At 42.8% G+C, this 12,739-nt stretch carries 9 protein-coding genes; 6 read left to right on the plus strand and 3 right to left on the minus strand.

The annotated features are described in order from the left end of the window. Window positions 1-25: 25 nt before the first annotated feature. Together lytD and manA are read right to left on the minus strand one after the other, a co-directional pair. Window positions 26-2,668 (minus strand): beta-N-acetylglucosaminidase LytD, encoded by a 2,643-nt coding sequence (lytD, locus tag NYE53_RS18015; protein WP_339246051.1) that lies wholly within the window; start codon window positions 2,666-2,668, stop codon window positions 26-28. 129 nt (window positions 2,669-2,797) lie between these two features. Next, window positions 2,798-3,748: a mannose-6-phosphate isomerase, class I gene (gene manA, locus NYE53_RS18020; protein WP_339246052.1), complete on the minus strand. Its 951-nt coding sequence runs from the start codon at window positions 3,746-3,748 to the stop codon at window positions 2,798-2,800. 264 nt (window positions 3,749-4,012) lie between these two features. On the opposite strand from manA, the gene gerBA reads away from it, so the two are divergent. The 3 genes from gerBA to NYE53_RS18035 are packed head-to-tail and all read left to right on the plus strand — an operon-like array spanning window position 4,013 to window position 7,698. Further along, the gene (gene gerBA / locus NYE53_RS18025; protein ID WP_339246053.1) at window positions 4,013-5,464 is read left to right on the plus strand and encodes a spore germination protein GerBA; all 1,452 of its coding nucleotides are present in this window, start codon (window positions 4,013-4,015) and stop codon (window positions 5,462-5,464) included. 6 nt (window positions 5,465-5,470) lie between these two features. Continuing rightward, window positions 5,471-6,577, plus strand: coding sequence for a spore germination protein (locus NYE53_RS18030; protein ID WP_339246056.1), 1,107 nt, complete (start codon window positions 5,471-5,473; stop codon window positions 6,575-6,577). Next, window positions 6,574-7,698 carry a Ger(x)C family spore germination protein gene (locus tag NYE53_RS18035; protein ID WP_339246057.1) on the plus strand — a complete coding sequence of 375 codons (1,125 nt, stop codon included), beginning with the start codon at window positions 6,574-6,576 and terminating at the stop codon, window positions 7,696-7,698. The genes NYE53_RS18030 and NYE53_RS18035 overlap by 4 nt, the downstream gene beginning before the upstream one ends. Before the next feature lie 36 nt (window positions 7,699-7,734). Here the strand turns inward: NYE53_RS18035 and NYE53_RS18040 are convergent, their stop codons facing one another. Further along, window positions 7,735-9,108 (minus strand): sugar porter family MFS transporter, encoded by a 1,374-nt coding sequence (locus NYE53_RS18040; protein ID WP_327828465.1) that lies wholly within the window; start codon window positions 9,106-9,108, stop codon window positions 7,735-7,737. Window positions 9,109-9,440: 332 nt separating this feature from the next. On the opposite strand from NYE53_RS18040, the gene NYE53_RS18045 reads away from it, so the two are divergent. The 3 genes from NYE53_RS18045 (at window position 9,441) to NYE53_RS18055 (ending at window position 12,736) form a co-directional block, all read left to right on the plus strand. Continuing rightward, window positions 9,441-10,427 carry an LCP family protein gene (locus NYE53_RS18045; RefSeq protein ID WP_339246061.1) on the plus strand — a complete coding sequence of 329 codons (987 nt, stop codon included), beginning with the start codon at window positions 9,441-9,443 and terminating at the stop codon, window positions 10,425-10,427. Window positions 10,428-10,585: 158 nt separating this feature from the next. Further along, window positions 10,586-11,446 (plus strand): 5-amino-6-(5-phospho-D-ribitylamino)uracil phosphatase YwtE, encoded by an 861-nt coding sequence (gene ywtE / locus NYE53_RS18050; RefSeq protein ID WP_014478158.1) that lies wholly within the window; start codon window positions 10,586-10,588, stop codon window positions 11,444-11,446. A gap of 100 nt (window positions 11,447-11,546) precedes the next feature. Continuing rightward, window positions 11,547-12,736, plus strand: a protein-coding gene (locus NYE53_RS18055) for an IS3 family transposase (protein ID WP_339245518.1) whose coding sequence is annotated in 2 segments (ribosomal slippage) — window positions 11,547-11,847 and window positions 11,847-12,736 — 1,191 coding nt in all. Because the reading frame shifts where the segments join, the coding sequence is not laid out codon by codon here. Window positions 12,737-12,739 lie beyond the last annotated feature (3 nt).

The raw sequence follows: 12,739 nt of genomic DNA on the forward strand, positions 1-12,739 counted from the left end.
TTTGCAGCCGCAAAAGGTGTTTTTTTTATCGATATTCCGGAACATCAAAGTAAAGTGTATAACCGTCCAGCAATGAATACAGGCTGTACATGCGGTTTACTTGTTTGTACGCCCAGCCGATGTCTGTTGCGTATTGGTGTGTCGCTGTAGCTGACCATCTCATTTTGTACAGTGTGTCCTGATTGTAAGCTGTGTTGTGGATATACGATGAGCCTATGAATTTAGCTCCTCCGATAATGGCCGCTTCTGGTGTGAACCAGCCCTGCTCGTACGCATATTTGGCTCCGTAGTAATTCGGGTTGCTGTCGTATGCTCCAATTCCATACATGTTGTATACGGTTTTTCCGTTATAGGTTAATCCATTGGCTAAGGCGGATGTCCCGTTTCCTGTTTCCAGAAGAGCGTGTGAGATTAAATACAGTTCGTTGATGCTATATTGATTGGCGGCATCGATAAATGCCTTTGCTCTCCCTGTCAGGATGCCTTTACCCGCAAGCACTTTCTGATTGACCTCAGTAACGCTGAGGCCCGCTGTCTGTGACAGCTTGAGAAATTGGAAGTAGTATTTGCTGTCTCTGGAAAAGTTATTCGGATCCACGTATTGAACCACTTCATCACTGCTTGCGTTTCGCCAGCCCAAATTGATCTTAGCCCAGCCGTTTATCTGTCCGATGATTTTCACTTTATCGCCTTTTTTAAATTGGCCGATCACGTTTGTCGGGCTGACTTCCGGCGTTGACCGGATATTTAGTACATCAGCCGTAACGGTTGATGTTGCTGTATTAATGTACGTGAGCGATACGTAAGCCGCTCCGTCTGTTTGCGGACTTACTGTCATTTGTTTTTGGACCATATCACGAAGCGAGAGATTGTAATTTGTTTTCATGATTTGCGGGCCGTTTTTGATCTTCACGATAGATGATGTCCATCCGTATAATTGTTTTAGCTTCGTTGATGCCGCAGCAGCTGTATCATTGCCTGTGAACTGCTCGTTTACGCTGATTTTATAAAGCGTATTGCTTTTCGTTGTGTAGCTCGGGGTTACACTTTTCGATTTAAGATAGGTTAACCCATTGTTCAATGCTGTTTTGCTGCTGAGCTGTGTTGTCACGATTTTGTATTGTGTATATGCAGTCTGGCCTGTTTTTGATGTTGTGACTGCGATTTTATTTTGTTTGAAAAATGTTAAAACGCGGTCAATCTCTTCTTGGCTGATGATAGCTTCAGTTGTGATTTGATAGCTGCTCGCAGCTGTCTGTCCGGTTTTCTGGCTTGCTGCTGATATATGATTCGATTTGAAAAACGTGAGTGCCTGATTGACTTTCGTTGGATCAAGCAGAGATTCGGTTGTGATTTTAAACGTGTCAGCTATTTGTTTTTTGACGGATTTCGCAGAAGCACTCAGCTGATTTTTCTTTAATATGTTCAAACCCTTTGTGACTTTTGCTTGATCTGATGTTTCTTCTGAGATGAGCTGATATTGATTTTCTACTGTTGATCCAGCTGCTGTTTTTGAAGCTTTTACTTTTTTCTGAGCAAAGAAAGCTGCTGCTTTGTTTGCTTGCTGCTCGCCTAAAATCTTTGCCGTCGTGATTTGATAAGCTGCAGACGTTGCCGTTTTTTTGACGCTGGATGACGTGTAATGCCATTTTTTCTTTTTAAAGAAAGTGTCTACTTTTTGAAGCTGCTGTTTTGTTATACCCTTCATATTCACGGTATATGATGTACTTTTTCCAACCTGTTGATAACTGCCGGATACGCCGGTGTTTTTCTTGATTTGGCTGATGGCGTCCTTTACTGTATTCAGCCCTTTGAAATAAGCTGATTGGACATTGTATGACTCAACGGTTGTTTTTTGATTGATGGACTTGTAGCTACCTGTGATGCCAGTGCTCTGTTTCAGCTGCTGCAATAGAGTCTTGGCATTCGCTTCACCTGAAATGGCGGCAGTTGTGAACGTATAATAGGCTTGTCCTTTCACTGTTTCCTTTAATGATGCCTGCAGCCCAGATTCCTTTTGGAAGGCGTTTTTGATCTGCGCTGCTCTGCTGTCTCCCACGATTGTGCCAGACTGAATGGTTGTGACAGACACCGTGTGTGTGATGGGCTGATACGAGCTTTTAATCCCCGTTTGCTTGGCCAGGCTCTGGATAAGCGCCTTGACTTTTGTCTCATCAGCAATGTCTGATGTCATGACGTTCATATAGGGCTGAGCTGCTCCGTAAGCTTTTACAGCGCCAGCCACTCCCGTCTCCTGTTTCAGCTTTGCTAGCATAGTGTTGGCCTGTTTTTCTCCGGAGATGGCACCTGACGAGATGGTGACATATGGCTGTTTGCTTCCAACAGGACTTGACGTTCCTGTAATCGATGTCTGTTTGGCGAGTCCGCTCAGTATTGTTTTCGCTTCTGATTCGCTATGAATGCCTGAGGCGGAAATTTGGTAGGTCGTTGTTGTGCCTGAAGCCTGATAGGATGCATCCCAGCCAGTATCTTTTTCCAGTTTGGCGACAGCTTGTGAGGCTTGGCTTTCTGTACTGAACGTATTCGACGGCGCTACTTTATATAGTGAGTAGTCGGTATACGCGGCTGCCTGGACAGAACCAGACATGGCAAAAAAGGCAAGGGACGCGGCGGATAGAAGCATAGGTGCGATTAGTCTCTTTTTCATTCCTTCTCCTCTTTCTTATTCTATGAGTATATAAAACTAGTTTATTTATCGGCACGCGCATGCTTCATTTATAGGTGAATCACTTCCATTTTCTAATAAAAAAAACTTAATCTCGAAGTGAGATTAAGTTTAAATATGTGACACGATAAGGGTACAAGTTCCTTTTATCGTAAAATCGGGCATTTGAGCCGGCAAAATAAAGTGATCGCCTTTTTTGAGCGGACATGTTTCGCTCTCATACATGAGCAAACCGCTTCCTTCTATCACGCTGCAAATCAGAAAGGATTCATCCTGAGCCATTTCAGCTTCGCCATTGATGTCCCATTTATACATCGAAAAATATTCCCCTTGGACAAATGTTTTAATGGTTATTCCTTTTCTTGATTCTGTCGATTCATCTATATACCCGTCCACATGGGGAACCGTGGCCGCATTGACCGCTTTGGCAAAATGAAGCTCTCTCGGACTTCCGTTGCTATCAAGACGGTCATAATCGTACACCCGGTATGTGGCATCTGAATTTTGCTGAGTCTCTAAAACAAGGGCCCCCTTGCACAATGCATGCAGCGTTCCGCTCGGCACATAATAGAAATCACCTGGTTTAATTTTGATTCTTCGCAGCAGGCTCTCCCAGTCACCGCTGTTGATCATTGTGACAAGTTCGGTTTTTGATCGGGCCGTATGCCCATAAATGATTTCCGCGTTTTCCTCACAGTCGATAATGTACCAGCATTCCGTCTTGCCGAGCTCACCCTCTTCGTATTCTCCGGCATAGTAATCATCAGGGTGAACTTTAATAGACGTATCTTCCCTCACATCCAGCAGCTTTGTCAGAAGCGGAAACCGATCCCCCTCTACGCCGCCGAATACTTCACGGTGCTCTTCCCAAAGCTCGATCAATGTCTTTCCTTTATACAGGCCATTTGAAACAGTGCTCGGTCCTTTTGGATGAGCGGAAATGGCCCAGCATTCCCCCGTTGATTCTGAAGGAATACTGTATCCAAATCTATCTCGTAAAGCGGTTCCGCCCCAGATTTTTTCTTTAAACACAGGCGTTAGAAAAATCGGTGATTGCGTCATGATCCGTACCCCTCCCCTGTAAATAACTGATCATCATTTTCCCGGTGCGCCCCTCTTACAAACGCCCGTATAAGCTGTCTTTTTCCGATGACAACATATGTACAAAGCATCATCTTTTCATTACCCCTTCAAAGAAAACGCTTCCTATCTATTATATCACGTCGAAAAGAAGCTTTGTTTCAGGCTTTTCCTTGATAAGAATAATTCTCCTTTTTTGATACAAATTAATAAAAACCGTCAATCTGTTTACAAAGGAGAGAAACTATGCAAATCGACTCTGATCTCCAGAACAATTTAGACACACTGAAAAAAACATTGGGACGAAACGACGACATGATGTTTTATACATTTGCTTTCGGAGACAGCAGACAAAAGGCGTGTTTACTGTATATTGACGGTCTGACAGAAAATAAAATGCTGGCGCAGTACGTCATTTCTCCTTTACAAAGAGAAGCGTTAGCCCATAAGGAAAACTCGATTGAAGACTTATCCGCCTTTTTTTTCGGTTTTCACCACAGCGTTGTCTCTACAATGAAAGAAATAGAACAGCTCATTTTTACCGGGCACGCCGTTTTACTCGCTGATGGCTATTGCGGAGGATTGGCTTTTGACACATTGTCAGTAAAAACGCGCAGTTTTGAAGAGCCGTCTTCCGAAATTGTTGAACGCGGTCCGAAAATAGGATTTATTGAAAAACTGCGGACAAATACGGCGCTTTTGCGTGAACGGACTGGTGATCCTAATCTCGTTATAAAGGAAATGACACTCGGAAAAAGGACGAAAAAGAAAATCGCTGTCGCTTATATTCAGGATATCGCCCCAGAGTATGTCGTCAAAGAAGTGTTTAAAAGGCTGAAATCAGTCAAAATAGATGATTTGCCGGAATCGGGGACACTTGAACAGCTGATTGAAGATGAACCATACTCGATTTTCCCCACGATATTAAGCACAGAACGGCCAGATCGGGTCGAAAGTGCTCTATTAGAAGGACGAGTATCCATATTAGTAGATGGCACGCCATTTGCTTTGATTGTGCCGGCTACGGTTGACGAATTTATTCATTCGCCCGATGATTACAGCCAGCGCTGGATTGCAATGTCACTTGTACGCCTGCTTCGTTATTCCAGCATCCTGATCACCATTTATTTGCCGGGTCTGTATATTTCTCTCGTTTCTTTTCACACCGGGCTCTTGCCGACGAGAATGGCGATTTCAATTGCAGGCAGCCGGCTTAATGTGCCATTCCCGCCTTTTGTGGAGGCCTTTATTATGATCTTTACGATCGAATTGATTAGAGAAGCAGGCTTAAGGCTGCCAAAGCCAATCGGCCAAACGATCGGCCTTATCGGAGGCGTTGTCATCGGACAGGCGGCTGTACAGGCGCAAATTGTCAGCGCGCTGATGGTCATTGTCGTTTCTGTCACAGCACTGGCATCCTTTACCGTTCCTTCATACGCCTATAACTTTCCGCTGCGGATTATTCGCATCGCAGCAATGATAAGTGCAGCAATGCTTGGCATGTACGGCGTCATAATGGTTTTCCTGTTTGTGATCGGCCACTTAATGCGCCTGAAAAGCTTCGGGCAGGATTACATCATTCCGATCATGGCACAGCCTGGACAGGATTTGAAGGACACCGTCATCCGTATTCCAACGTTGTTCTTAAAAAGAAGACCGACTCGAAATGATCCTGAAGATAATATGAGACAAAGGTGATTAGCTATGAAAAAATCAGAGCATAAACTGACATTTATGCAGACGATGATAATGGTAAGCAGCACGCTGATCGGCGCCGGTGTCTTAACCCTTCCCCGATCAGCTGCTGAAACCAACAGCCCGAGCGGTTGGCTTATGATCCTGCTGCAGGGCGTAATTTTTATAATCATTGCTCTGCTTTTTTTGCCTTTCCTTCAAAGAAACAGCGAAAAAACGCTTTTTAAGCTCAACAGCATTGCAGCTGGGAAATTCATCGGCCTTCTATTGAATTTGTTTATCTCTCTTTATTTCATTGGAATTGTTTGCTATCAAGCTCGAATATTGGGAGAGGTCGTCGGATTCTTTCAGTTGAAAAATACGCCAATGTCAGTTGTGGTGTTTCTATTTCTTGCTGTTGCCATTTATCATGTAGGCGGAGGCGTTTATCCAATTGCAAAGGTATACGCTTATATTTTTCCTATAACGCTTATTATTTTTATGGTACTTCTGATGTTCAGCTTTCGCTTATTCCAGCTTGATTTTATCCGGCCTGTTTTTGAAGGAGGCTATCAAAGTTTTTTATCTTCATTCCCAAAAACACTTTTATATTTCTCAGGATTTGAAATTATTTTTTATCTCGTCCCATTTATGAAAGATCCAAAGCAAGCGAAAAAGGCTGTCGCTTTGGGCATCGCAATCTCCACAGTGTTCTACAGCATTACTTTGTTCATTGTGATTGGCTGTATGACTGTAGCTGAGGCCAAAACAGTGACGTGGCCGACCATTTCCCTTATTCACGCATTAGAGGTTCCGGGTATTTTTATTGAACGATTTGATTTGTTCTTACAGCTGACCTGGACAGCCCAGCAATTTGCCTGTATGCTCGGATCCTTTAAAGGCGCCCATATCGGGTTAACGGAAATCTTTCATCTGAAAAATAAAAACAATGCATGGCTGCTGACTGCAATGCTGGCTGCGACGTTTTTCATAACGATGTATCCCAAGGACTTGAATGACGTGTTTTATTACGGGACGCTTCTTGGATATGCTTTCTTAATTGTGATTACAATTCCATTCTTCGTCTGGTTTTTAAGCTGGATACAGAAAAAATTAGGAAGGGGGCAGCTGCAATGAAAACAGCAACAAAATTCTCCGTCATGTTTTTTATGCTGCTGGCCCTCTGCGGATGCTGGGATGTCAGGAATGTTGAAAAACTATCCTTCGCCAGAGGGCTGGCGATTGATCAGACAGATGACCTTCGGTATAAATTAACGTATCAAAACCTTCTTCCACAAAGTGAAAACAGCCAAACATCCGGAAAACCCGAATTTGTCAATGTAACCTCCTATGGGAAAACGGTTCTTGAAGCAGTCAGTGATGTAGCCATTAAAGACCCGCCTGTTTATAGCGACCATTTAAAAGTGATCGTACTTGGAGAAAAGCTAATGAGGGATCAAAACATTGATCAAGTCTTCAACCATTTTATAAGGGATGACGAATTAAGGCGAAGCAGTTATTTAATGGCGGCAAGAGGAAAAGCCGGTGATCTGTTTACAGAGGGAAGTCCAAACCAGCAGCAGCCTATGCCTGCTGAAAAGCTGATTGATCTGACGAATCACAGCGGGTATAACGGAAAAATAATGGTTCCTCTTCGCATCGGAAGAGCTTCTCTTTATTGCCAGAATCACTACAGCTTTCTCATTCAAGCCGTAAAAAACCAAAAGGGAAAAGCAAAGTATGACGGTGCAGGCATTATCAAAAGAGTCAGCAACAAACTCGTCGGATTTTTGTCTGCCGACGAAACCCAGACGCTCTCTTGGGTGATGGGGACGATCAAAGGCGGCGTCATGCCGACGACAGATAAAGGGCAGCCGATTACGTTTGAGATTAAAAAGTCGAAAACGAAAATCAAGCCAGTAATAAAAAACGGAAAGCCAGAATTTCATATTTCTGTTAAAACGAAAGGCATTCTGACAGAAGACCAAAACCCGAAAGAAAACTCCTTTAGCAAGAGCTATTTAAGCAGGCTGGAGAATATTTTTGAGAAAAAGCTTGAACGCGATGTAAAGAAGGTCATGGATAAACTGCAGCACGAGTATAAAACCGATCCGGTCTTTTTATCAGACCACGTCCGGATTCAATACCCTGATTACTGGAATAAAGTACAAGGACATTGGGATGAATTATTTTCCGAGGCTGATTTTACATACGATATTTCCTTCAAAATCATTAACTTCGGCACAGTAGGAAAGTGAACATAAAAAAGGATGCGCATGATCGCGCACCTTTTTTTATGTTCCAACAGTCTGCTGTTTTCCGGCCGATCCTCCCTGTCCGTTTTTGTCCCGTAAATCCTGCTCAATTTCTTCAAGGCTTTTTCCCTTTGTCTCTGTCACTTTAAATCGGACAAATAAGAACGCCATGATACCGATCGCGGCATAAATCAGGAATAAATAACTGATTCCGATCGCTTCCATTAATATTGGATAGGTTAGTGAAACAATCAGTGTCCCAACGTGTAACATTAAGGTCGAAACACCGGTCCCGATTCCTCTGACATGAAGGGGGAACAATTCAGGAAGCATCACCCAGACAACCGGTCCCCAGCTGACCGCAAAGACAACGATAAACACGCCTAAACAAATGACGGTCGTCCATGAGGCAGCCGGAGTGTTATCGAAAAAGAGATTTACTAAAGCGAGAACGAGCAAGCTGATCACCATGCCCGCATTCCCGAATAGCAGTAACGGCTTTCTTCCAATCTTGTCGATGATTTTAATCGCTACTAATGTCATGACAACATTGACTGTGCCGATTCCGACCGTGCCTAAAATCGAAGCGGAGTTTCCGAATCCGACGTTTGTAAAGGTCTTTGGTGCATAGTAGATGATCGTATTCGTTCCGATAAATTGCTGCAAAAAAGCGAGTCCCAAACCTGCAATAAGCGCTGGGCGCACCCATGGATCGAACAGCTCTTTCAGGCCGCCTTCATCCTGCTTTTCCGCTTCTTTTATATCATGTATTTCCTGATCAATATCTTTTGTGCCACGCAATTTTTCAAGAATTTCCTTCGCTTTGCTTTCTTCGCCATTCGTGAACAGCCAGCGCGGGCTCTCCGGCATAAACAAAATGCCAATGAGCAAGAGCAATGACGGCACAGCAGCCAATCCAAGCATCCAGCGCCACGCTTCGGCATCGGCAAATATGTAATTGACAATGTAAGAAAGAAGGATGCCGACCGTGATCATCAGCTGATTCAGTGATGACAGCGCCCCGCGTTTATGTTTTGGCGCCAGTTCAGATAAATAAAGCGGCACGATAGTCGTCGATGTTCCGACTGCAAGTCCCAAAATGATGCGAAACAGCACCATGACTCCCGTATTTGGGGCCAATGCCACACCTAGACCGCCTATACAAAACAGCAGCGCGGCCGCCATAATTGCTTTTTTTCTTCCGAAACGGTCAGTCAGCTTGCCGGCCGCTCCTGAGCCCAATATCGCCCCAACCAGCAAGGAGCTGACAACAAGACCTTCTGTAAACGCGTTTAAGCCTAACTCCTTTTTCATAAATAAAATAGCTCCGGAAATCACTCCGGTATCATAGCCATATAACGCGCCTCCAAGAGCTCCGAAAAAATAAAGCCATATATTTGACTGCTTTTTCATAAAAATGACTCCCTTTCTCCATCAGCTGCAATGACATTGTCTGTGGGATTTTTTTAGAAATCTTTTAGCCTCTTTTTCCGGCTATTAAACCTTTTTATTTTGCTGATCATAGGTTTTCCAATCATTTACTTGTATTTTTTTCAATGTCACTGAAACATTTTACCTGCTGCGGCGTCCAATATAAGGTGATTCAGCACATCATCATTATCAACTTTCAAAAACAAGAACTTATAAATATAGGAATATTTATCGAAAAATGTCTTGCGAGGAGTTGCCCCATGGCAAATAGAATGGTACGCTTCAAATATTAAAGAAACGTGAGGTATTGATATATGGAAGAACGAACACAGCGCAGAAAGAAAAAGAGAAAACTGAGAAAATGGGTGAAAGTCGTTGCCGGTTTAATGGCTTTTCTAGTCATTGCGGCAGGCTCTGTCGGCGCCTACGCTTTTGTAAAGCTGAACAATGCTTCTAAGGAAGCTCATATTGATCTGAATGAGAATGGTCAATCCGTAAAACGTATTAAAGAATTTGATCCGAAAAAAGATTCTTTTACTGTACTGCTTCTCGGTATCGATGCAAGAGACTCAAGTGGTGAGACAGTTGATGATGCTAGAAGTGATGCCAATGTATTGGTTACTTTTAACCGGAAGAACAAAACAGCTACAATGTTAAGCATTCCTAGGGACTCTTATGTAAATATTCCAGGCCATGGCTATGATAAATTTACTCATGCTCATGCATATGGCGGCGTAAAACTCACGGCAAAAACAGTAGAAAATCTATTGGATATTCCAGTAGATTATGTAGTAGAAAGTAATTTTGATGCCTTTAAAGATGTTGTTAATGAGTTAAATGGTGTGAGTGTAAATGTAAAAAGTGAAAAAGTTGTTAATCAAATTAAAAAGGATACAAAAGGAAAAGTTGTATTAAAAACCGGCGTTCAAACACTCGACGGGGAAGAGGCACTTGCGTATGTAAGAACGCGTAAAGCTGATACAGACTTTCAACGCGGCCAAAGACAGATGGAAGTCTTAAATGCAATTATTAAAGAATCTAAGTCTTTGAGCTCTATTCCAGCCTACGATGATATTGTTGATAGTCTAGGGAAAAACTTAAAGATGAATTTATCGTTAAATGACGCAATCGGTTTATTTCCTTTTATAGCGTCTTTAAAATCGGTTGATTCTGAGCAGCTTACGGGATCAGACATGTATCTCTATAGCTCTCGTGAGGGCAAAAAACTGTATTACTTGCAGCTTGATAATGAAAAACTTGAAAAAGTAAAAACTGAACTAAAAGATGCCCTAAATAACTGATTTAAACGGAATGGCAAAAGCCATTTCGTTTTTTTTCGCTCAATTTGTTGAAAATTATCAAAGTAACGATTAGCCTTAATTTATATGGATTATGTTTCACAGGCAAGCTGAACATACTACACGAAGCAGCTTCATTTTTAAGGAGGTTCCCCCTACATATGAAATGTATTGCGATTGATCTAGACGGAACATTACTGAATAAAGAAAGCGTCATTTCTGCGGAAAACAGAGAGGCGATCAAGCGGGCCGTTGATGCCGGCATCCTCGTCACCATTTGCACGGGAAGAGCGACATTTGATGTAAAGGCGCTGCTGGATGACTTGGACATCCCTATCATTGCAGCTAATGGCGGCACGATCCATGACACGGGTTACCGTTTGATCAGCCGGACATTAATGGATCAGGAAGCCGGTAAAGCGATTGCTGATTACTTACTTTCAAAAAACATTTACTTTGAGGTATATACAGATGACCATCTGCTTTCTCCTTTTGACGGCGAAGCTAAGCTGCACGCGGAGCTTGACATTCTAAAGAGCGCAAACCCAAACGAGCAGACGGATGAATTGTGGCAAGGAGCCATGACTCAATTCAAACAGTTTGGCATTAAACCAATCCCTCATATCGAATCGGTTTTTGACGGCGGTGAAAACATTTATAAGCTTCTTTGCTTCTCCTTTGATATGGACAAGCTGAAACAAGCGAAGGAAGAACTGAAGCATCATAAAAAATTGGCGCAAACCTCTTCAGGAAAACATATTATCGAAATCCTGCCGGCCTCTTCAGGAAAAGGACGCGCGTTAACAAAGCTGGCTGACATATACGGAATTGAAACACAGGATATCTATGCGATCGGCGATAGTCCAAACGATTTGTCCATGTTTGAAGTCGCCGGACACCGTATCGCCATGGAAAATGCGATTGATGAATTAAAAGAAAAAAGCACCTTTGTCACAAAAAGCAATGACGAAAATGGTGTGGCCTACTTTATAGACCAGCTTCTTTCAGGGCAATATTCATAAAGAAAAGACTCCAGAGATGATATTATCCCCTCTAAGTAGACAGTGTAAAAAGCCCGCTTTTCAAAAGTGGCTGTTACACTATACGTGGAGGGGATTTTTTATGGCGAGAAAAGGGCAACACTTTCAAAACTATACGAAAGAATTTAAGATGAAAGCTGTCAAAATGTACGAGGAAGGAAACAAAAGCTATAACACGTTAGCTGAAGAATTAGGGCTTCGAAGTTCAACCCAGCTCAAAAATTGGGTGAAAACATATCGGGAAGGCAAGTCTTTTGATGATCAAAGGGGAAAAGATACAAAGTCAGACAATCCTTTTATTGGACGCCCTAAAACAACGTTTAAAAGTGTTGAGGAAGAACGAGATTATTTAAAGGCACAGGTCGAATACCTAAAAAAGCGCTATCCAAATCTGCATGGGGAGGACGGATTTTGAAGGCAGCACGATTTGAAGCTGTTCACGAATTGAAGGACCGTTATCCGATTACGTGGCTGGTATGTATCGCCAAAGTGTCACGGTCAGGGTACTATAAATGGCGCAAGGCTCAAAGGTTTCGAATGGCAAGGCAACAGAGAGATCAGATCATAAAAGAGCACATCATGGCGATTCATCATTCACGCCCTTTCTATGGCTATCCTCGGATTACTGTCGCTTTAAAGAAAGAAGGTTTCTGCGTCAACCATAAGCGTGTTTACAGATTGATGAGAGAGATGAACATCCACTCGATTATTCGAAAAAAGCGTCGTTATTTTGGAAGAAAGGCATCGGTTGTCCTGCCAAACCGGCTTAACCGAGAATTTCAAACCAATCAGCCTAATCAGTTATATGTAACCGATATTACCTATATTGCTTGCGGACAACGATTCTATTATCTTTCTGCAGTACAAGATCTTTACAACAATGAGGTTGTCGCATGGAAACTGTCAAAGCGAAATGATCTTGAACTGGTGATGAAAACAGTGGAAAGTTTAACAACTCAACGGGATGTCCAAGGGGCCATTCTCCACTCTGATCAAGGATTCCAATACACAACAAAAGCATATCAAAAGCGACTTGAAACCGTTGGTTTGAAGGGCAGCCATTCCCGTAAGGGAAACTGCCTGGATAACGCCTGTATCGAATCATTTTTCTCGCACCTCAAAACAGAGAATACATACTTTTCTTCATGCCAAACTGAAAAAGAGCTCCACAAAAGCATTAAAGATTACATCCAGTTCTATAATCACGAACGATTCCAGAAAAAATTAAACCAGTGTGCTCCGGTAGAATACCGTAACACACTGGTTGCTTAGGCT

The organism is Bacillus sp. FSL R5-0523 (genome assembly GCF_037975295.1).
Classification (GTDB): Bacteria; Bacillota; Bacilli; order Bacillales; family Bacillaceae; genus Bacillus; species Bacillus subtilis.